The organism is Micromonospora sp. NPDC048930, from assembly GCF_043197935.1.
Lineage (GTDB): Bacteria > Actinomycetota > Actinomycetes > Mycobacteriales > Micromonosporaceae > Micromonospora.
The window spans coordinates 58,047-78,300 of the sequence record NZ_JBICUB010000004.1 but is presented as its reverse complement, the minus strand read 5'-3'; the positions used below and the strand labels follow the sequence as shown (position 1 = coordinate 78,300).

The following is a 20,254-nucleotide window of genomic DNA, read 5'->3' as shown; positions in this document are numbered from 1 at the left end:
GCACCCCGCCCGCCGGCCCTTTCCCGGCGTCCGCGCCGGCGGGAGCCGAACGAGCGACCGCGTTCAGGCGGGGCGGCGGGCGGTCACCGCGGTGGCGTCCAGGTCCTCGTCGTGCACCACCGTCGGCACCAGGCCGGCCCCGGCCAGCACGGCGCAGAGCGCCTCGGCCTGACCGGCGCTGGCCTCCACCGCGAGGTGCCCGCCCGGGGCGAGCCACTCGGCCGCGCCGGCCGCCACCCGGCGCAGCACGGCCAGCCCGTCCACCCCGCCGTCCAGGGCCACCAGCGCCTCGTGCAGCCGCGCCTCGGCCGGCATCAGCGCCACCGCCCCGCTCGGCACGTACGGCGCGTTCGCCACCACCAGGTCCAGCCGCCCCCGCCACTGCTCGGGCACCGCCGCGAACAGGTCGCCCTGGTAGACCGGCACGCCGAGCGGGGCCAGGTTGCGCCGGGCGCAGGCCACGGCCACCGGGTCGATGTCGGCGGCGGCCAGCCAACGCGGCGCGAGCCGGCCGTGCAGCACCAGCGCGGCGGCGCCGGACCCGCAGCAGAGGTCCAGCACGGCCGGCGCCGGACCGGCCACGGCCGCCGCGGCGGCGACCAGGAGGGCGGTACGCCCGCGGGGCACGAACACCCCCGGGTCGACGGCGACCCGCAGGCCGCAGAACTCGGCCCAGCCGAGCAGGTGCTCCAGCGGCTGGCCGGCGACCCGGCGGTCGACCAGGTCGGTGAGGGCCGCGGCCGAGTCGGCGGCGGCGATCAGCAGATCCGCCTCGTCCTCGGCATAGACGCAGCCGGCGGCGCGCAGCCGCTGCACGAGGGCGGGACGGTCGGAGTGCGACAGTGCCATGGGGATGCCTTTCGGGAACGCTCGTCGGCGCTCCCGACGTCGCCTAACCCCTCGGCGACGCGGACTCGGAGGGAGCGCCGGTCCTTCGCTGGTGGATCGGTCTCACCTCCTCCGGTCGGGCCCGTACGGGCCGTGGCTGACGGTCACCTTAGCGGAGCCGTTCCCGCCCGGCCGCCCCGGTGTCGGCGCGGCGTCAGCCGGCGCTGGCGTCCAGCGCGGCGGTCACGTCGGCCACCAGGTCGGCGGGGTCCTCGATGCCGCAGGAGAGCCGGACGAAGCCGGGCGCGGTGTCGTCGCCCCACTGGGCCCGCCGGTCCGCGGTGGTGTGCAGGCCGCCGAACGAGGTGGCGGCGGCGACCAGCCGGGAGGCGTCGAGGAACCGGGCCACCCGGGCGGCGTCCCCCAGGTCGAAGGAGAGCACCCCCGGCATCCGACGCATCTGCGCCGAGGCGACCGGGTACGCCGGATCCTCCGGCCGCCCCGGCCAGCGCAGCCCGGTCACGTCGGCGCGGCCGGCGAGCAGCCGGGCGAGCGCCTCGGCGTTGGCGGTCTGCCGGGCCAGCCGCAGGTCCATGGTGGCCAGCGAGCGGTGGGCCAGCCAGCAGTCGAACGCCCCGGGCACCCCGCCGGTGGTGGTCCGCCAGGCGGTCACCGGGTCGAGCAGCTCGGCGGAGCGGGTCGCCACGTACCCGAGCAGCAGGTCGGAGTGGCCGGTGAGCGCCTTGGTGCCGGAGGCGACCACCACGTCGGCGCCCAACTCCAGCGGGCGCTGGCCGAGCGGGGTGGCGGTGGTGTTGTCCACCGCGACGAGCGCCCCGGCGGCGTGCGCCGCGGCGGTGAGCGCCGGCAGGTCGGCCACGTCCAGGCCCGGGTTCGCCGGGGTCTCCAGCAGCACCAGCCGTACGCCGTCGAACGACGGGTACGGGCCGGCGGTCGGGACGAAGCCGACGCGTACCCCGATGCCCTCCAGGGTGGCGGTGGCGAAGGCGCGCACCGGGAAGTACCCGTCGGCGGGCAGCAGCACGGTGTCCCCGGGGCGCAGCAGCGCCAGCAGCAGCCCGGTGATGGCCGCCTGGCCGGTGGCGAAGACCCGGCAGTCCCCGCCCTCCAGCTCGCCGATGGCGGCCTCCAGCAGCCGCCGGGTGGGGTTGTCCGGCCGGCCGTACCCGTTGGGCGTCGCGGCCGGCCCCTGCCACGGGTCCAGGTGGTAGGGCGCGGCGAAGACCGGGCCGGGCAGGAACGGCTGTCCCGGCTCGGGCGTGGGAAGCCCCGCGTGCACGCTGCGGGTGCCGTCACCCCAGTCGCTCATGCAGCCGCCTCGCTCCGCTCGGCGGCCGCATGAGGCTCGACCGCACAGTGCCCGATGATTCGCTCGCTCCGCTCGCTCATGGCCGCCTCACTCGTACGACTCGGGCTTCGCGGTCCGGCTCATCAGCGCGTCCACGGCGAGCCGCGGGTCCATCCCCTCGTGGCAGATCCGCTCGATCTGCTCGGTGATCGGCATCTCCACGCCGTGCGCCCGGGCCAGGTCCCGGATGGCCAGGCAGCTCTTCACGCCCTCGGCGGTCTGCCGGGTGGCCGCCTGGGCCTGTTCCAGGGTCTCCCCCCGGCCCAGGTGCTCGCCGAAGGTGCGGTTGCGGGCCAGCGGCGAGGAGCAGGAGGCGACCAGGTCGCCCATGCCGGCCAGCCCGGCGAAGGTGATCGGGTCGGCGCCGAGCGCCACGCCCAGCCGGGCGGTCTCGGCGAGGCCCCGGGTCATCAGCATCGCCCGGGTGTTGTCGCCGAAACCCATCGCGGTGGCGATGCCGTACGCCAGGGCGATCACGTTCTTCACCGCCCCGCCCAGCTCGCAGCCGATCACGTCGTCGTTGGTGTACGGGCGGAAGTACGGCGTCCGGATCGACGACTGGACCAGGGCGGTGCGGCGGCTGTCGGTGCCGGCGACCACGGTCGCGGCGGGCTGCTCGGCGGCGATCTCCGGGGCCAGGTTCGGGCCGGAGACGACCACCACCCGGTCGGCGGGCACCCCGGCGGTCTCCGTGATCACCTGGCTCATCCGCTTGGTGGTGCCGAGTTCGATGCCCTTCATCAGGGACACCAGCGTGGCGTCCGGGTCCAGGTACGGCGTCCACCCGGCGAGGTTGGCCCGCAGCGTCTGCGACGGCACCGAGAGCACCACCACCTCGGCCCCGGCGATCGCCTCCTCCGCGTCCCCGGTCGCGGTGACCCGGTCGGGCAGCCGCACGTCCGGCAGGTAGTCCGGGTTGTGGCGCCCGGTCCGGATCGCCTCGGCCAGCGGGCGCCGCCGGGCCAGGATGGTCACGTCCCGGCCGGCGTCGGCGAGGATCTTGGCGAACGCGGTCCCCCAGGAACCCGCGCCGAGCACGGCGACGTGGCCGCTCATGCCGCCGCCTCCCTTCGGTCGGCGACGCCCTGCGGCACCGACGCACTGAGCTGGCCGGTTCGCTCGCCGCGCTCGCTCATTCACTCACCTCGGGCGTACGCGTGCGGGCGGGACGCGCCCAGAGCGGGGGTGGGGTGCCGCCGCGGATCTCGGCGACGAGGTCACGGATCCGCAGCATGATCGTGTCGGTCATCTCCTCGAGGATCACCCGGGACGGGGTGGCGCCCGCCCAGCGGCTCAGGTCGACCGGCGGCCCGGCGACCACGGTCACCGGGGTCCGGGGGCGCAGCCGCAAACGGGAGGTCTTCGGGTCGAACATCCGCTCCGGCCCCACCATGGCGACCGGGATCACCGGCGCGCCGGTGGCGAGCGCCAACCGGGCGGCGCCGGTCTTGCCCTTCATCGGCCACAGGTCCGGTTCGCGGGTGATCGTCCCCTCCGGGTAGATCACCACCGCGCCGCCCTCGTTCAACGCCTCGACCAGCCGGTCCAGCGACTTGACCGCGTCAACGGTGCCGCGCTCCACCGGGATCTGCCGGCACCGGTGCAGGATCCAGCCGATCACCGGCACCCGGAACACGCTGGCCTTGCCGAGGAACTGCGGCCAGCGCCCCGAGTCGTAGATGAAGTGCGCGCAGACCAGCGGGTCCGCGTGCGAGATGTGGTTGGGCACGATGATGATGCCGCCGTCGCGGCGCAGGTGCTCCATGCCCCGCCAGGTGCGCCGGGTCCAGACCGTCAGCACCGGCTTGACCAGCACCACGGCCAGCCGTGGCCAGAATCCCACCTTCCGCCGCGCCACCCGCGTCCCCCTCCTCGTGCCCCGACCACGCGCCCACGTCCCGCGACGAAATCATGCCTGCTCGCCCCGGGTCCGGCCAGTGAGGGTACCGCCGCCCGACTGGCAGGATGGGAACGTGCCCGAGCCGAGCTGGACCGTGGTGGTGCCGGTGAAGCGCCTCGGGGCGGCGAAGAGCCGCCTGCGGGGCGCGCTGCCCGGCGTACCCCACGAGGAGTTGGCGCTGGCCCTGGCGGCCGACACGGTCCGCGCGGTGCGGGGCTGCCCGGCGGTGGCCGAGGTGCTGGTCGTGACCGACGACCCCCGGGTGGCGGCGGAGGTCACCGCGGCCGGCGCCCGGGTGGTGCCGGACCCGGCGGGCGGGCTGAACGCGGCCTTCCGGCACGGCGCGGCGGTGGCCGGCCCGCGCGCCGCGGTGGTCGGCCTCACCGCCGACCTGCCGGCGCTGCAGCCGGCCGAGCTGGCCGCGGCGCTGCGGGCCGTCCCCACCGGCCCGCCGGGGGTACGCGGGTTCGTGGCCGACGCCCCGGGCACCGGCACCGTGCTGCTCGCCGCGCCGGTCGGGGTGGCGCTGGAACCCCGCTTCGGGGTGGGCTCCGCCGGGGCGCACGCGGCCGGCGGGGCGCTGCCGCTGCGCGGCGACTGGCCCACCCTGCGCCGGGACGTGGACACCGCCGCCGACCTGGCCGCGGCGGCCCGGCTCGGCCTCGGTCCGCGCACCGCCGCGCTGCTCGGCGCCCGCGCGGCCACCGCCCCCGGCTGACCGGTCCCCGGCGGCCGACACCGGGCGGCCGCGGGATCCGCTACGGTGCTGGCATGCAGGGCACGGTGGCGACCTACGACGCGTCGACCCGCAGCGGGGTGCTGCTCCTCGACGACGGCACCGAACTGCCCTTCCCGACCCGCGCCTTCGACGCCTCCGGGCTGCGGCTGCTCCGGCTCGGGCAGCGGGTCCGGATCGAGCGGGACGCCGCCGGCGAGGTCGTCCGGGTGACTTTGCCGACGATGCCCTGATCGACCTGCCCGGAGTTCATTTTCTGTTCACCGTTATCGGGGAATCATGAGGTGGTGAGCACCCCTCGCGAGCAGCCCGAGCGCGCCTCCCACCTCCTGGACCCGGCCGCGCCCCGCAACGGCGCCCGGCCCCGCGGCACCGACGGCCGCTTCCGCGCGCTGCGCGCGCCGGAGGAGGACCTCAGCGGCGAGCCGGCCGGCGCCGACTCCGCCGGCCTGGAGGAGTCGCTCGACCCGGTCGAGGGCCCGGGCCTCGGGCCGGACGCCGCGCCGCCCGCCGCGCAGCCGCTGCCCGAGGACCGCTTCCTCAACCGCGAGCTCTCCTGGCTCGACTTCAACGCCCGGGTGCTGGCGCTCGCCGAGGACCCCCGCACCCCGCTGCTCGAGCGGGCCAAGTTCCTGGCCATCTTCGCCAGCAACCTCGACGAGTTCTACATGGTCCGGGTGGCCGGGCTGAAGCGCCGGCTCTCCGCCGGCCTGCCGGTCCGCGGTGGCGACCGGCTGCCGCTGCGTACCCAGCTGGAGCTGATCGCGGAGAAGACCGCCGACCTGGTGGCCCGGCACGCCGCCTGCTTCGTCGACGACGTGCTGCCCAGGCTGGCCGAGGAGGACATCCGGATCCTGCGCTGGAGCGACCTGGACGACGCCGAGCGGGAGCGGCTGCGGACCTGGTTCCGGGAGCACATCTTCCCGGTGCTCACGCCGCTCGCGGTGGACCCGGCGCACCCGTTCCCGTACATCTCCGGGCGGTCGCTGAACCTGGCGGTGTCGGTCCGCGACCCCGACGGCGGTCCGGAGCTGTTCGCCCGGGTCAAGGTGCCCAACAACGTGCCCCGGTTCGTCCGGGTGGCCCGCGACCAGCCGGGGGTGCGGTTCCTGCCGCTGGAGGACCTCATCTCGGTGCACCTCGGGCAGCTCTTCTCCGGCATGCAGGTGGTGGAGTGCCACCTGTTCCGGGTGACCCGAAACGCCGAGGTGGAGGTGGACGAGGACCGCGACGAGGACCTGCTCCAGGCCCTCGAGCGGGAGCTGGCCCGCCGCCGGTTCGGCCCGCCGGTCCGGCTGGAGGTGGCCGCCTCCATCTCCGACCACATGCTGGAGCTGCTCGTCCGCGAGCTGGACATGGACGGCCACGACGTGCTCCGGGTGCGGGGCCTGCTCGACCTCTCCGCGCTGTGGCAGGTGTACGGCGAGACCGACCGCGCCGACCTGAAGGACCCGCCGTTCGTGCCGGCCACCCACCCGCGCCTCACCGAGGGCGAGGTGCCGCGCAGCGTCTTCGCCACCCTGCGGGACGGCGACGTGCTGGTGCACCACCCGTACCACTCGTTCGCGACCAGCGTGCAGCGCTTCGTCGAGCAGGCCGCCGCCGACCCGAACGTGCTGGCCATCAAGCAGACCCTCTACCGCACCAGCGGGGACTCGCCGATCGTCGACGCCCTGGTCGACGCGGCCGCCGCCGGCAAGCAGGTGGTGGTGCTGGTGGAGCTGAAGGCGCGCTTCGACGAGGTGGCGAACATCGGCTGGGCACGCACCCTGGAACGCGCCGGCTGCCACGTGGTCTACGGCCTGGTGGGGCTGAAGACGCACTGCAAGACCGCGCTGGTGGTACGCCAGGAGGGCAACCAGATCCGCCGCTACTGCCACATCGGCACCGGCAACTACCACCCGAAGACCGCCCGGCTCTACGAGGACTTCGGCATGCTCACCGCCGACCCGGAGATCGGCGCCGACCTGACCGACCTGTTCAACGTGCTGACCGGCTACAGCCGGCAGACCGCGTACCGGCGGCTGCTGGTGGCCCCGCAGGGCATCCGGCGCGGCCTGATCGAGCGGATCGAGCGGGAGATCGAGCACGTCCGGCTCGGCATGCCGGGGCTGGTGCAGTTCAAGGTGAACGCGCTGGTCGACGAAGAGATCACCGACGCGCTCTACCGGGCGTCCCGCGCCGGCGTCCACGTCGACCTGCTGATCCGGGGCATGTGCACGTTGCGGCCCGGGGTGCCGGGGCTGTCGGAGAACATCCGGGTCCGCTCGATCCTCGGCCGGTTCCTGGAGCACTCCCGGATCTTCCGGTTCGGCAACAACGGCGACGGCGAGTTCTGGATGGGCTCGGCGGACCTGATGCACCGCAACCTGGACCGCCGGGTGGAGGCGCTGGTGCAGGTGAGCGACCCGGTGGCCCGGGCCGAGCTGGACCACGTGCTCTCCGCCGCCTTCAGCCCCGAGGTGGACGCGTTCGAGCTGGCCGGGGACGGCACCTGGCACCGGCGTACCGGGACCGACGACACGCCGCTGACCGACCTCCAGGAGCTGCTCCTGCACCGGGTCGGCGGGACGGCGGGCTGACCGGACCACGATGCGCGGCGGCCGGCCGTACGGTGAGCGGATGAGCGACGACGAGCCGGCGCAGATCCGGGCGGCGGGCGGGGTGGCCTGGCGTCCGGGGGCCACCGGCGTCGAGGTCTGCCTCGTGCACCGTCCCCGGTACGGCGACTGGTCGCTGCCGAAGGGCAAGTTGGATCGGGGCGAGCATCCGTTGCGCGCCGCCGTCCGCGAGATGGCCGAGGAGACCGACGTCCGGGCGGTGCCGCAGGTTCGCCTGCCCACGGTCCGCTACCGCAGCGAGGGCCGGCCGAAGGCGGTCGACTACTGGTCGATGCGGGCCGTGGCGGCCGGCGGCTTCCAGCCCGACACCGAGGTGGACGAGGTCCGCTGGCTCCCCGTCGACGCCGCGGTACGCCTGGTCAGCTACCCGCACGACGCCGACGTGCTCGCCGCGTTCGCGGCGCTGCCGGCGGTCACCGGCACCGTGCTGCTGGTCCGGCACGCGCACGCCGGCAAGCGGGGCACCTGGACCGGCCCGGACACCGGCCGGCCGCTGGACGCGGAGGGCTGGGCGCAGGCCCAGGCCCTGGCCGCGCTGGTGGCCCTGGTCCGCCCGGTACGCCTGCTCTCCGCGTCGGCCCGCCGCTGCGTGCAGACCCTCGACCCGGCCGCCGCCCTGCTGGACCTGCCCATCGAGGTGGCCGGCGAGCTGGACGAGCCGAGGCCCGGCCAGCAGCTCGAGGAGTGCGTGCTGGCGGGGGCGGCCCTGCTGGCCCGGCTGGCCGCCGCCGGTGACCCGGTGGCGGTGTGCGGCCAGGGCAAGCTGATCCCGGGCATGCTGGAGCTGTTGACCGGCCGCGCCGACGACTTCACCACCCCGAAGGGCGGCGGCTGGCTGCTCGCCTTCGCCGGCGACCGGCTGCTCGCCACCGACCGGCTGTAGGAAAGGGCCCTTCCTGCCGCCTCGGGTGGCGCAGCGGCCCGCGCGACGGCCGGTCAACGCGTACGCACGAGAAAGGGCGCCCACCGCGAGCGGTGAGCGCCCTTTCCAGGCCGTACGGTCGGTCAGCGCCGGGTGGCGGCCTTCTTGGCCGGAGCCTTCTTCGCGGGCGCCTTCTTGGCGGCCGTCGTCTTCTTGGCCGTGGTGGTCTTCTTGGCCGCCGTGGTCTTCTTGGCGGCCGCGGTCTTCTTCGCCGCGGCGGTCTTGGTCGCGGCGGCCTTCTTCGCCGGCGCGGCCTTCTTGGTCGCGGCGGCCTTCTTGGTCGCGGCGGCCTTGGTGGCCTTCGCCGCCGTGGTCTTCTTGGCGGCGCCGGCCGCGGTGGTCTTCTTCGCGGCGGCCGCCTTGGCCCCGGTGGCCTTGGCGGCGGCCGTGGTGGTCTTCTTCGCGGCGGCGGGGGCCTTCGGCACCTTGCCGCTGGCCACCATCTCCTTGAAACCGGCGCCCGGACGGAACGTCGGGACGGAGGTCTTCTTGACCTTCACCGCCTCGCCGGTCCGCGGATTGCGCGCTGTTCGGGCGCCTCGGACGCGCTTTTCGAACGCTCCGAACCCGGTGATCGCCACCTTGTCGCCCTTGGTGACCGCCGCCTGGACCTCAGCGAGAACCGCGTCGAGCGCGGCCGTCGCCGTCTTCCGGTCCCCCAGGCGAACGGCGAGCGCCTCGATGAGCTCGGCCTTGTTCACGACTTCCTCCCGATTGTGCAACTGACTCGACGCGAGCCATTCTGCGCGCACGGTATGCCCTGTGCTGCCTGGACACAAACATTCGGTGGAAAAAAGCCCTTGTGTCGTAACGGATTCGCCCCCACCGGCTGGGCCGGTGGGGGCGAAAAGCTATCTGTGGTTAGGCGACCGAGGGCAGGAACGACGGCCGGGACGACTCGTAGGCACTGATCTCGGCCTCGTGCCGAAGGGTGAGTCCAATGTCATCCAAGCCCTCCATCAGCCGCCAGCGGCTGTGGTCGTCCAGCGGGAAGACCCAGGTGGCGTCCCCGGCGTGGACCTCGCGGGCGGTGAGGTCGACCGTGATCGGGGTGGTGGGGTCGGATTCCACCAGATCCCAGAGTTCTTCCACGGCTTTCAATTCCAGCTCCACCGGAAGGAGACCTTCCTTCAGCGCGTTGCCGCGGAAGATGTCACCGAAGCGGGGAGCGATCACGGCCCGGAAGCCCCAGTCCCGCAGCGCCCAGACGGCGTGCTCGCGGGAGGAGCCGGTACCGAACTCGGGGCCGGCGATGAGAATCGACGCACCCGAATGGGCGGGATCGTTGAGAACGAATGACGGGTCCTCCCGCCACGCGTTGAAGAGCCCGTCGGCGAAACCGGTCCGGGTCACCCGCTTGAGGTACACGGCGGGGATGATCTGGTCGGTGTCCACGTTGGACCGGCGCAGCGGCACGGCGGTGCCGGTGTGGGTGGTGAACTTGTCCATCTCTCGGCTGCCCTTCTACAGGTCGGCGGGGGCGGCCAGCCGGCCGACCACGGCGGTGGCGGCGGCGACCGGCGGGGACACCAGGTGGGTACGCCCGCCCCGGCCCTGGCGCCCCTCGAAGTTGCGGTTGGAGGTCGAGGCCGAGCGCTGGCCCGGCTGCAGCGTGTCCGGGTTCATGCCGAGACACATGGAGCAGCCGGCGAAGCGCCACTCGGCGCCGGCGTCGGTGAAGACCTTGTCCAGGCCCTCCGCCTCGGCGGCCTCGCGCACCGCGGCCGAGCCGGGGACCACCAGCATGCGTACGCCGTCGGCGACCTTGTGCCCGCGCAGCACGTCGGCGGCGGCCCGCAGGTCCTCCAGCCGGCCGTTGGTGCAGGAACCGACGAAGACCACGTCCACGGCGAGGTCGCGCAGCGGCGTGCCGGGCTCGAGGTCCATGTACTCCAGGGCCCGGCGGGCGGCCACCCGCTCCGGCTCGGTGACGAACTCCTCCGGGTCCGGCACGGCCGCGCCCAGCGGCACGCCCTGACCGGGGTTCGTGCCCCAGGTGACGAACGGGGTGATCCGGCTGGCGTCCAGGGTGACCTCGGTGTCGAAGGTCGCGCCCTCGTCGGTGGGCAGGGTCCGCCAGTACGCCACCGCCGCGTCCCAGTCGGCCCCCTGCGGCGCGTTCGGCCGCCCCTTCAGGTACGCGAACGTGGTCTCGTCCGGCGCGATCATGCCGGCCTTGGCGCCCCACTCGATGGACATGTTGGCGATGGTCATCCGGCCCTCCATGGAGAGGTTCCGGATCGCCTCGCCCCGGTACTCCACGATGTGGCCGCGTCCGCCGCCGGTGCCCACCTGGGCGATCAGGGCGAGGACCAGGTCCTTGGCGGTGACGCCCGGGACGAGCTGGCCGGTGACGTTCACCGCCATGGTCTTCGGCCGGGCCTGCGGCAGCGTCTGGGTGGCCAGCACGTGCTCGACCTCACTCGTGCCGATGCCGAAGGCGAGGGCGCCGAACGCGCCGTGGGTGGCGGTGTGCGAGTCGCCGCAGACGATCGTCATGCCCGGCTGGGTGAGCCCGAGCTGCGGGCCGATCACGTGCACGATGCCCTGGTTCTCGTCGCCCAGCGGGTGCAGCCGTACGCCGAACTCGGCGCAGTTGCGGCGCAGCGTCTCGATCTGGGTGCGGGAGGTGGGGTCCGCGATGGTGAGCAGGTCGCCGCGCCGGGACCGGAACGCCGGGTCGTCGTACCCGGTCGGGGTGTTGTGGTCCTCGGTCGCGATCGTCAGGTCGGTACGGCGCACCCGGCGGCCGGCCAGGCGCAGCCCGTCGAACGCCTGGGGGCTGGTGACCTCGTGGAGCAGGTGCAGGTCGATGAAGAGCAGATCCGGCTCGCCGTCGGCGGAGCGGACGACGTGCGCGTCCCAGACCTTCTCGGCCAGGGTCCTCGGTTGAGTGACTCCCACCATCTGGACATCCTAAATTCTGGGAGGTAAATTTCGGCTTGTGGGACACAGTATGAGCGGTGTCGGCGTTCTCGACAAGGCGGTGGTCATCCTGGCCGCCTGTGTCGACGGCGCCAGCCTGGCCGAACTCGTTGAACGCACCAAGCTGCCCCGGGCCACCGCGCACCGGCTCGCACAGGCGCTGGAGATCCACCGGATGCTGGTCCGGGACACCCAGGGCCGCTGGCGCCCTGGCCCCCGGCTCGGCGAGCTGGCCAATGCCGCGCCGGACGTGCTGCTGACCGCGGCCGAGCCGCTGCTCAGCGCGCTGCGGGACGCCACCGGGGAAAGCGCCCAGCTCTACCTGCGCCGGGCCGACGAGCGGATCTGCGTGGCCGCGGCCGAGCGGGCCAGCGGCCTGCGGGACACCGTGCCGGTCGGCTCGGTGCTGCCGATGACGGCCGGCTCCGCGGCGCAGATCCTGCTGGCCTGGGAACCGCCCGAGGCGGTCATGCCGCTGCTCCCCCGCTCGAAGTTCACCGGCCGCACCCTCGCCGAGGTACGTCGCCGCGGCTGGGCGCAGAGCGTGGCCGAACGGGAGGCCGGTGTGGCGAGCGTCTCCGCCCCGATCCGGGACCGGACCGGACGGGTCATCGCCGCGATCAGCATCTCCGGCCCGATCGAACGCCTCGGCCGCCGCCCCGGCGAACGCCACGCGATGGCCGTCGTCCGCGCCGGCCAACGCCTCTCCGGCCTCTGACGCACCCGCCGCCCCTCCCCCGCGCCCCGGCGCGTCGAGCAAGAGCTTTGCGTCACGGATCCCGCGTTCCGGGACGCAACCTCTCGATCGTCTTCGGACCGGCGTGAGCGGGCGCGGCGCGCGGACGCGAATGGAACGGAGGTCAAACGGGGCTTTTGACCCGCATGGCGTTCCATCGACGGGTGGGCGGCGGGCCTTTGGGTGCGTTCGTGGTCGCGGCTGGCAGGGTGCCGGAAAGGCGAACGGCCCGTCTCGCGGGAGCGAGACGGGCCGTTCGGTGTGGTAGCCCCGACCGGATTCGAACCGGCGCTACCGCCTTGAGAGGGCGGCGTCCTGGGCCGCTAGACGACGGGGCCAGGCACTTTTCCTGCTTCACCGCCCTGACGAGCGGTGCGGCAGTAGTCTATCGGCACCGCGTCCGGGCCCGACGAGGGGGGTCACCTGCCGGCGCCCGGCGTGGGGAACAGCCACGACGAAACCGCCCGCGTGGAAGAGCCACGCAAACCGAAACAGCCCGCCCCACGGGTGGGACGGGCTGTCAACGCTGTAGCCCCGACCGGATTCGAACCGGCGCTACCGCCTTGAGAGGGCGGCGTCCTGGGCCGCTAGACGACGGGGCCAGAACTTCCTGCTCCCCCGCCCGCCCGGGGCGAGGAAGCTGCACTCTAGCAGAGATCATCTGCCGCCCCTCTCACGAGGAGCGGGAGCGGAACTCCGCAGAATCCAGCGTCCGGGATTCTCGCGAATCCACGGCTGCGCTGGGGTACCAGGACTCGAACCTAGACTAACTGAACCAGAATCAGTCGGGCTGCCAATTACCCCATACCCCATTGGCCCCTTGCGGCGCCGGGAATGAACTTTACCCTCCCGGTGCCGACAGGCCAAATCCAACCCCCCGAACCGCACCTGACCTGCGAAAACGAGGCGTCGGACGGATCAGGCGACGGGCACCACCGGGTTGGTGAGTTCGCCGATCCCCTCGATCCGCACGGTGACCGTATCCCCGTCCGTGAGCGGGCTAACCCCCGCCGGAGTGCCGGTCAGCACCACGTCACCGGGGAGCAACGTCATCACGTGGGAGATGTACGACACCAGGGCCGGAACATCGAAGACCATGTCCTTGGTCCGGCCGAGCTGGCGTACCTCCATCTCCTCAGGGTTGCGCCCCACCTCACAGCGGACCTCCAGGTCGGAGACGTCCAGCCCGGTGGTGATCCACGGCCCGATCGGGCAGAACGAGTCGAAGCCCTTGGCCCGGGTCCACTGGCCGTCCGAGCGCTGGAGGTCCCGGGCGGTGACGTCGTTGGCGCAGGTGTAGCCGAAGATGGCCCGCTCGGCGGCGGCCCGGTCGGCCCGGCGCGCGCCGGGGGCGCCGATGACCACGGCCAGCTCCGCCTCGTGCTCGACCTGCTTGGAGAAGATCGGCAGGCGGATCGCGTCCCGCGGGCCGATCACCGAGGTGGAGGGCTTGAGGAAGAGCAGCGGCTCCTTGGGCACCTCGCTGCCGTGCTCGGCGGCGTGCTCGGCGTAGTTGCGGCCGACACAGACCACCTTGCTGGGCAGGATCGGCGAGAGCAGCCGGACGTCGGAGAGCGCCCAGCGGGCACCGGAGAACTGGATCTGGCCGAACGGGTGTCCCTCGATCTCGGCGATGGTCAGGCCCTGCGGCCCGGCCTCCGGCTCGCCCTCGACGACCCCGAACGACATTCCCTTGGCATGAGCGAAACGAGCGATACGCACCCGGCCAATCTATCCCCGGCCGCCGGCCCGGCCACGCCGGACGCGGCCGCGTCCCACGCGGCCGCCGCCACCGGCGACGCGGCCCCGCCCGGCTCCGGGCGCGCACAGGGTACGCCGGCCCCCGCCGGCCGGGGCGGGAATGCGGACTTCGTACCCGCCCGGCGGGCCGGGGCCCATAGCTTCGGGTCCGGAGGTTCGTTCGTATGCCTGCATCGAGACGACACCACAGGGCCCTGGCCGTGCTCGTGAACTGCCTGGGCGTCCTCGCCGCCGTACCGGCGCTGCCCGCGACGGCACCCCGGGCGGCGGCCGCACCCGCGCACCCGGCACCCGCGGCGCCCGCCGCGCCGGCGCAGCGCGCCACCCCGATCCCGACCGGTGTGCCGGCGGCCCCGCCCGCGGTGGCCCCGACCAGAGCGGCGCCGATCGAGATGTCGACGCCCCCGGTCACCGTCGCGGTGACCGCGGCGAGCACCCCGGCGCCCGGGTACCGGATCGAGGTGCGCAACGGCGGGGACCGCATGGTCGAGACGACCGTGCGGCAGGAGCTGCCGGCCGGGTCGCGGGCGACCACGGTGACCGGCGGCGGCCGGGCCAGCATCCCGATCGGGTCGACCGGGGTGAACGAGGTGAGCTGGCGACTCCGGCTGCCGGCGCGGAGCACCACCACCCTGCACACCGCGTTCAGCACGACCGCTTCCGGCCGGTCCGTGACCGCGCCCGCCTGCGCGTACGGGACCGACGGCACCCGGGCGTACGACTGCGCCACGGCGACCTGGACGGGGCCGGTCGCGGCCCCGGCCGCGAAGGTGACGGCGGCGCCCGCCTGGCGACGCCCGCCGGTGCTGCTGGCCGCGCTGGTCGCGGCGCTGGTGGTGGTCGGTGGCGGGCTCTGGTGGTGGTGGCAGCGCCGCCGGCAGCGCCCGGGCGTGGCGCCGGGCGGCCCGGCGGGCGCCCGCACCCCGGCGGTCGCGGGCGGGCCGGGCGGCCCGGCGGACCGCGGGGCGATCTACCCGCGCCCGGCCATGCCGGCGGTGACGGGACGGCGACGCACCCCGCCGATCTGGATGGTGGTCGGGGTCGCGGCCGCGGTGCTGGCCGGCGTGGTGGGCGCGGCGGCCTGGACGGCCACCCAACGGGTCGCCGCGATCGACACCGCCAAACAGCCGACCAGCGGCGCGTGGACGGGCAAGACCGTCTCGGGGACGGTCGGCACCCCGCTGCGCGAGGCCGCGTTCGAGTTCACCGTCTACCGGATGGCCTGCGGCACGTCGGACCTGCCGGTGCTGAAGCCGGGCGGCCGGCAGTGCCTGGCCACGGTCGGGGTGCGCAACCTCACCTCGGAGGAGCAGACCTGGCACGGCCAGTTGCAGCGGGCGTACCTGGCGGGGGGCAACTGGGTGGCCGCCGACGAGGACGCCACCCGGGTGGCCAACCTCGGGCGGGACGTCTTCGCCAAACCGGTGGCCGCGGGCAGCCGGGTGATCCTGCCGCTGGTCTTCCCCATGCACGGCACCGATCCGCCGAAGCAGTTGGAGCTGCGCAGCGGGGTGTTCTCCGCCGGGGTCCGGGTGGACGTGGCCTGACCGGGGGCCGGGGGGCGGTCGTACCCTGGGGTCCGTGACCGCCGCCCTCGCCCCCGCCGCCGCCCTCGACGCGGCCGACTGGCAGGCCCGGCGCCGGGCCCACGAGGAGCGGGTCGACGCCTGGCTGGCGCCGCACCTGGCCCGCCGGCGTGCCGGGGTGAAGCACCCGGTGGAGGACTTCCTCTTCACCTACTACTCGCACCGCCCCGCCCAGCTGCGCCGCTGGCACCCCGGGGCGGGGGTCGTGCTGCGCGACGCCGACCCGGCCGAGTTCGGCGCGGACTACCGCGCCACCGCCGCCGGGCTCACCCTCGACACCGACCGGGTACGCGGCCGCCGCTCCGAGTCGGTCGCCTGGATCCGTACGCTGCTCGCGGCCACCGCCGGCCGCCCGGCCCACTTCGGCTGCTTCGGCATGCACGAGTGGGCGATGGTCTACCGGCAGACCCAGGACGAGGTGCGCCACAACGCCTGGCCGCTGCGGCTGAGCCCGGCGGCCACTGCCGCGGTGGTCGAGGAGCGTGGCGTACGGTGCAGCCACTTCGACGCGTTCCGGTTCTTCACCGCGCCGGCCCGGCCGCTGAACCTGCTGACCCCCACCAGGGAGAGCCAGCACGCGCTGGAGCAGACGGGCTGCCTGCACGCCAACATGGATCTCTACAAGTGGGCGTACAAGCTCTCCCCGCTGGTGCCGTCCGAGCTGGTGGCGGAGTGCTTCGCGCTGGCCCGGGAGATCCGCACCCTGGACATGCGGGCCAGCCCGTACGACCTGGCCGACCTGGGCTACCCGCCGGTGCGGGTGGAAACCCCGGAGGGCCGGGCCGAGTACGCCGCCGCCCAGCGCGGCTTCGCCGAGCGGGCCGCCACGCTGCGGGCCCGGCTGCTCGCCGCCCTGGACCGCTCCGCACCGCTCGGCGGCACCGCCTGACCGGGCCGGCGCGGCACGCCGACCGGGCCGAGTCGAGTGCGCCGACCGGCTGGGCCCGGCTCGGCATGATCGACTCGGCTCGCGCCGAAGCGTGCCTTCCGCGCGCCACGACACCCCGCTTCCCCGCAAGCCGAGCGGGTCACCGGGCGGGCCGGGCACACCGGGCGCGCGTGCCCGCCGGACGCGCCGGCGGGCACGGTCCGGGGGTCAGCCGGGGGCGCAGGTCAGCGGGACCAGGACGGGATTGCCGCTGGCCAGGAAGCCCCACGTGGTCTGGGCGGTCGGGGCGAGCCCCCCGTTCCAGCTCACGTTCCGGGCGGTCACAGAGGTCCCGCTCTGCGTCACGTCCGCGCCCCACGCCTGGGTGATCCGCTGGCCGTCGGCCAGCGTGAACCGGACGGTCGGGTCGCGGACTCAGCCCGCCGGATGACCCCGGTGCCGCGTCCACTCCGGCGCGAGGATCGACATGATCGTGGCGTCCACCCAGTCGTCACCGTCGCGGAGCACCTGCCGCTCGGTGCCCTCGGCGACGAACCCGATCTTCTCGTAGACCCGGCGGGCGCGCGGGTTGAAGTCGAACACGTGCAGCCCGATCCGGTGCAGGCCGAGCTGCTCGAAGCCGTACCCGACGACGAGCCGGGCCGCCTCGGTGCCCAGCCCCCGGTTCCGGCCGGCCGGGCCGATCAGGGTGCGGAAGGTGCAATTGGCGTTGTGCCGGTCCCACTCGTAGAGGACCACCTCGCCGACGCACTCGCCGGTCGTCCGGTCCACCACCGCCAGGTCGAGCCGGTCGGTCTGGCTGCTGCGGCTGCCGTACCAGTCCCGCAGCCGGTCCAGGTCGAACCGTTCCTGCGGCGGGCTGCCGGTGAGCCGGATCACCTCCGGGTCGGACAGGATCGCCTCGAAGGCGACGGCGTCGTCGGCGGTGAGCGGACGCAGCAGGACCCGGTCGCCGGTCAGGGTGGGCTTGACGGAGAAGTCGGTCGGCACGCGGCGAATTGTGGGTACCGTCCCGGCCGGTCTCCAACCGCTTTTCCGGCGCTGTGCCGGCGCGGCCGACGCCGATTGGGCCGGTTCCCCGTCGGCCGCCATGCCGGGTTGGCAGAGTGAGGTGGTGGGCGGCGTCGGTCGGATCCAGCTGGCCGGCGCCGAGAGCGGCGTCAGCCGACTCGAACTCTTCCTGGACCTGATCTTCGTCTTCACCTTCCTCAACGTCACCGGGGTGACGGCTGAGCAGCTCAACCCGGCCGGCCTGCCGCGTGGCCTGCTGCTGCTGGTGCTGCTCTGGCGGTGCTGGGCGCCCTTCGCCTGGCTCGGCAACATCGTCCGCCTGGACCGGGGGGTCATGCCGGTCGTCATGTTCGGGCTGAGCGCGACCCTGTTCGTGATGGGCCTGACCGTGCGGGAGGCGTTCCTCGACCGCCCCGGCGGGCTGTCGGGGCCGGTCGTCTTCGCGCTCTGCTACCTGGTCGTCCGGACCACCGTGCTCGCGGTCGCCACGCTGGCCGGCGAGGAGGATCACCGCCGCCGGCTCCGCCCGGCGTGGCCGTCGATGCTGGCCGGCGCCCTGTTCCTGCTCGCCGCCGCGGTGGTGCCCGACTCGATCGAGGACCCGGTGGCCCGGGAGTGGGTCCGCTTCGCGCTGATCGCCGGCACGGTCGTCGTCGAGTACGGCGGGGCGATGCTGCTCGGGTCGGAACGGTGGCGGATCGGGTCGATCCAGTACTGGGCGGAGCGGCACAGCCTCATCCTCCTGATCGGGTTCGGTGAGACGATCATCTCGGTGGGGCTGAGCCAGGGCGTGGCCGTGGCCCAGCCGTTGACCCCGGCGGTGCTGGTCGGGGTCCTGCTCGGGGTGGGGCTGGCCGGGGCGCTGTGGTGGACGTACTTCGATGTGGCCCGGTTCGCCGCCGAGCAGGCGCTGGAGCGGGTCGCCGGGGAGCGCCGCACCCGGCTCGGCCGGGACGCGTACAGCCTGCTGCACCTGCCGATGATGGCCGGGCTGATCCTGGTGGCGCTCGGGCTGAAGAAGGCGCTCGGCGATCTGCGGGTGCCCGCCGACAGCGAGACCACCGCCCCGGGTTTCGAGCTGCTGGTGCTCTACGGCGGGGTGGCGCTCTACCTGCTCGGGCTGATCCTCTTCGAGATCCGTACGCTGCGCTTCCTGGGTCGTTCCCCGGTGCTGGGCATCGTGCTGGTGGTGGCGTTCGCGCCGGTGGCTCCGCACCTGCCGGTGCTGGCGCAGCTGGCCCTGCTCGCCGGGGCGGCGGGCGCGATGGCGCTGGCCGACGCGACCGTCTTCGGGAGGCGGCACCGGCGGCTGCACGCGCAGATCGCCCACGCACACGAACAGGTCGGGGTGACCCCGAAGGAACTCTTCTTCGACCTGGTCTTCGTGTACGCGTTCCTCCAGGTGGCCGCGCTGATGTCCGACGATCCGTCGTGGACCGGCCTGGCCCGGGGACTGCTCGTGCTCACCGTTCTCTGGCTGGCCTGGGCCGGGTACTCGTGGCTGGCCGTCATGGTCCGCTCGGAGCATCCGGCGGTGCGGCTCGTCATGGTCCTGGTGGTCGCACTGACCACGCTGATCACCCTGGCCAGCCCGCAGGCGTTCACCGACGCGCTCGGCGGGCTCGAGGGTCCGCTGGTCTTCGTGGCCTGCTACGCGGTCATCCGCCTGCTGCGCCTGGTCTCGCTCCGGATGGTGGGCCGGCGGGTCCCGGCGGCACCGATGCCGCAGCTCCGGGACGCCGCACCGACGCTGCTCGCGCTTGCCCTGCTGGTCGCCGCCGCGCTCGTGCCCCAGCCGTCCGGCGACATCCGCCAGCTCGCCCCGGTACGCGCCGCGCTCTGGCTGCTGGCGATCGCGGTCGACGTCGTCGGCAACGCCCGGATCGGCCTGCGCAACCTGTGGGTCGGCTCGGCCGAGCACTGGGCCGACCGGTACGGCCTGATCATCATCATCGGGCTCGGCGAGGCGGTGATCTCGATGGGTTCGGCGGTGGTCTATACGCCGATCTCGGCCCGGATCGTGGTGGCGGTGTTCCTGGGCACCGCCCTGCTGGCCAGTCTGTGGTGGGTCTACTTCGGCTGGGACAGTGCCGAGGGCGAACGGATCCTGGTGGCGGCCCAGGGGCGCCGCCGGACCCGGCTGGCCCGCGACGCGTACGCCTGGCTGCACCTGCCGATGGTGGCCGGGATCGTGCTGGTCTCGCTGGGGCTGCGCAAGACCATGTCGGTGCTGGGCAGCCGCGGATTCTTCGAGTTCGGGGCGCCGCCCTACCTGGTGGGCCACGTGGCGCTCTTCGGCGGCGTGCTGCTCTATCTGGTCGGCGACCTGGCGTTCCGCTGGCGGTTGGCGAAGCGGGTGCGGCCGGCCCGGATCGCCCAGGCCCTGGTGGTCGCGGCGCTCCTGCCGCTGACCACGTCGTTGGCGGCGCTCCTCGCGCTGGGCGTGCTCGCGGCGGCCTGCCTGAGCTTCACCGCGTTCGAGGTGGCCCGCGGCCACAAGCGGGCCGGCGTCTCCCCGGTGACGTCCCGCTGAGGCGCCCCGTCAGTCGCCGTCCACCCGGCGGTCGCGCTTGCGCTGGGACTGGCGCTTCTTCTCGGCCAGGCGGCGTTCCTTCGCGGCCCGGGACGGTCGGGTCGGGCGACGCGGCTTCGGGGGCGGGGCGACCGCCTCCCGCAGCAGGGCGGCCATCCGCTCGCGGGCCGCCTCCCGGTTGGCCAGCTGCGCCCGGTGCTCGCTGGCCGCGACGGTCAGCACGCCGTCGACCAGCCGGCCGGCGAGCCGGTCGAGGGCCCGGGCGCGCAGCGGCTCGGGCACGCTCGGCGACCCGGCCAGGTCGAAGCTGAGCTCCACCCGGGAGTCGGTGGTGTTGACCCCCTGCCCGCCCGGCCCGGACGAGCGGGAGAACCGCTCCCGCAGCTCGGCGTCGGGGACCACCAGCCGGTCGGTCACCCGCAGTCCGTCGTCCACGC

19 protein-coding genes and 3 tRNA genes are annotated in these 20,254 nt (G+C 74.3%); 8 read left to right on the top strand and 14 right to left on the bottom strand.

The window, feature by feature from the left end; all coding sequences use genetic code 11:
- Positions 1–63 precede the first annotated feature (63 nt).
- From ACGFI9_RS12500 to ACGFI9_RS12485, 4 genes are all read right to left on the bottom strand, one after another.
- Entirely contained in the window at positions 64–849 is a 786-nt protein-coding gene (locus ACGFI9_RS12500) for a putative protein N(5)-glutamine methyltransferase (protein WP_393178062.1), read from the bottom strand.
- A gap of 193 nt (positions 850–1,042) precedes the next feature.
- Complete coding sequence (locus ACGFI9_RS12495) at positions 1,043–2,158, bottom strand: cystathionine gamma-lyase (RefSeq protein ID WP_393178060.1); 1,116 nt, start codon at positions 2,156–2,158, stop codon at positions 1,043–1,045.
- An 87-nt stretch (positions 2,159–2,245) separates the two neighbouring features.
- Complete coding sequence (locus ACGFI9_RS12490; protein WP_393178058.1) at positions 2,246–3,253, bottom strand: NAD(P)H-dependent glycerol-3-phosphate dehydrogenase; 1,008 nt, start codon at positions 3,251–3,253, stop codon at positions 2,246–2,248.
- A 76-nt stretch (positions 3,254–3,329) separates the two neighbouring features.
- Positions 3,330–4,055, bottom strand: coding sequence for a lysophospholipid acyltransferase family protein (locus ACGFI9_RS12485; protein WP_393178056.1), 726 nt, complete (start codon positions 4,053–4,055; stop codon positions 3,330–3,332).
- Between the two features lie 115 nt (positions 4,056–4,170).
- On the opposite strand from ACGFI9_RS12485, the gene cofC reads away from it, so the two are divergent.
- From cofC to ACGFI9_RS12465, 4 genes are read left to right on the top strand one after another with little or no spacing between them, the layout of a single operon-like run.
- Positions 4,171–4,815, top strand: coding sequence for a 2-phospho-L-lactate guanylyltransferase (gene cofC, locus ACGFI9_RS12480; protein WP_393178054.1), 645 nt, complete (start codon positions 4,171–4,173; stop codon positions 4,813–4,815).
- Positions 4,816–4,868: 53 nt separating this feature from the next.
- Positions 4,869–5,066 carry a cold-shock protein gene (locus ACGFI9_RS12475; protein WP_393178052.1) on the top strand — a complete coding sequence of 66 codons (198 nt, stop codon included), beginning with the start codon at positions 4,869–4,871 and terminating at the stop codon, positions 5,064–5,066.
- 54 nt (positions 5,067–5,120) lie between these two features.
- Positions 5,121–7,415, top strand: coding sequence for an RNA degradosome polyphosphate kinase (locus tag ACGFI9_RS12470; protein ID WP_393178050.1), 2,295 nt, complete (start codon positions 5,121–5,123; stop codon positions 7,413–7,415).
- 40 nt (positions 7,416–7,455) lie between these two features.
- Positions 7,456–8,337, top strand: coding sequence for an NUDIX domain-containing protein (locus tag ACGFI9_RS12465; RefSeq protein WP_393178048.1), 882 nt, complete (start codon positions 7,456–7,458; stop codon positions 8,335–8,337).
- A 122-nt stretch (positions 8,338–8,459) separates the two neighbouring features.
- Here the strand turns inward: ACGFI9_RS12465 and ACGFI9_RS12460 are convergent, their stop codons facing one another.
- The 3 genes from ACGFI9_RS12460 to leuC form a co-directional block, all read right to left on the bottom strand.
- The gene (locus tag ACGFI9_RS12460; protein ID WP_393178046.1) at positions 8,460–9,077 is read right to left on the bottom strand and encodes an HU family DNA-binding protein; all 618 of its coding nucleotides are present in this window, start codon (positions 9,075–9,077) and stop codon (positions 8,460–8,462) included.
- A gap of 160 nt (positions 9,078–9,237) precedes the next feature.
- On the bottom strand, positions 9,238–9,825 hold the full coding sequence (gene leuD / locus ACGFI9_RS12455; RefSeq protein ID WP_393178043.1) for a 3-isopropylmalate dehydratase small subunit: 588 nt from the start codon (positions 9,823–9,825) through the stop codon (positions 9,238–9,240).
- A gap of 15 nt (positions 9,826–9,840) precedes the next feature.
- A complete protein-coding gene (gene leuC / locus ACGFI9_RS12450) occupies positions 9,841–11,283 on the bottom strand; it encodes a 3-isopropylmalate dehydratase large subunit (protein ID WP_393178041.1) in 1,443 nt (480 codons plus the stop codon).
- A gap of 49 nt (positions 11,284–11,332) precedes the next feature.
- Here leuC and ACGFI9_RS12445 point away from each other — a divergent pair, with 49 nt between their 5' ends.
- A complete protein-coding gene (locus ACGFI9_RS12445; protein WP_148797851.1) occupies positions 11,333–12,019 on the top strand; it encodes an IclR family transcriptional regulator in 687 nt (228 codons plus the stop codon).
- Positions 12,020–12,299: 280 nt separating this feature from the next.
- Here ACGFI9_RS12445 and ACGFI9_RS12440 read toward each other — a convergent pair.
- From ACGFI9_RS12440 to ACGFI9_RS12425, 4 genes are all read right to left on the bottom strand, one after another.
- A tRNA-Glu gene (locus ACGFI9_RS12440) sits at positions 12,300–12,375 on the bottom strand.
- A 191-nt stretch (positions 12,376–12,566) separates the two neighbouring features.
- Positions 12,567–12,639: transfer RNA gene (locus ACGFI9_RS12435), tRNA-Glu, on the bottom strand.
- 138 nt (positions 12,640–12,777) lie between these two features.
- Positions 12,778–12,849 (bottom strand) — tRNA-Gln (locus ACGFI9_RS12430).
- Between the two features lie 106 nt (positions 12,850–12,955).
- Positions 12,956–13,759, bottom strand: a complete 804-nt coding sequence (locus ACGFI9_RS12425) for a fumarylacetoacetate hydrolase family protein (RefSeq protein ID WP_154225113.1) — start codon at positions 13,757–13,759, stop codon at positions 12,956–12,958.
- Between the two features lie 203 nt (positions 13,760–13,962).
- On the opposite strand from ACGFI9_RS12425, the gene ACGFI9_RS12420 reads away from it, so the two are divergent.
- Positions 13,963–15,345, top strand: coding sequence for a hypothetical protein (locus ACGFI9_RS12420; protein ID WP_393178038.1), 1,383 nt, complete (start codon positions 13,963–13,965; stop codon positions 15,343–15,345).
- A gap of 34 nt (positions 15,346–15,379) precedes the next feature.
- On the top strand, positions 15,380–16,273 hold the full coding sequence (locus ACGFI9_RS12415; RefSeq protein WP_393178036.1) for a 3-methyladenine DNA glycosylase: 894 nt from the start codon (positions 15,380–15,382) through the stop codon (positions 16,271–16,273).
- A gap of 207 nt (positions 16,274–16,480) precedes the next feature.
- Here ACGFI9_RS12415 and ACGFI9_RS12410 read toward each other — a convergent pair whose 3' ends face one another.
- Positions 16,481–16,618 (bottom strand): cellulose binding domain-containing protein, encoded by a 138-nt coding sequence (locus tag ACGFI9_RS12410; protein WP_393178034.1) that lies wholly within the window; start codon positions 16,616–16,618, stop codon positions 16,481–16,483.
- 69 nt (positions 16,619–16,687) lie between these two features.
- Positions 16,688–17,263 carry a GNAT family N-acetyltransferase gene (locus ACGFI9_RS12405; protein ID WP_393178032.1) on the bottom strand — a complete coding sequence of 192 codons (576 nt, stop codon included), beginning with the start codon at positions 17,261–17,263 and terminating at the stop codon, positions 16,688–16,690.
- A gap of 124 nt (positions 17,264–17,387) precedes the next feature.
- On the opposite strand from ACGFI9_RS12405, the gene ACGFI9_RS12400 reads away from it, so the two are divergent.
- Positions 17,388–19,817: a low temperature requirement protein A gene (locus tag ACGFI9_RS12400; RefSeq protein WP_393178030.1), complete on the top strand. Its 2,430-nt coding sequence runs from the start codon at positions 17,388–17,390 to the stop codon at positions 19,815–19,817.
- Between the two features lie 9 nt (positions 19,818–19,826).
- Here ACGFI9_RS12400 and arfB read toward each other — a convergent pair whose 3' ends face one another.
- Positions 19,827–20,252 (bottom strand): alternative ribosome rescue aminoacyl-tRNA hydrolase ArfB, encoded by a 426-nt coding sequence (gene arfB / locus ACGFI9_RS12395; RefSeq protein ID WP_355340437.1) that lies wholly within the window; start codon positions 20,250–20,252, stop codon positions 19,827–19,829.
- Positions 20,253–20,254 lie beyond the last annotated feature (2 nt).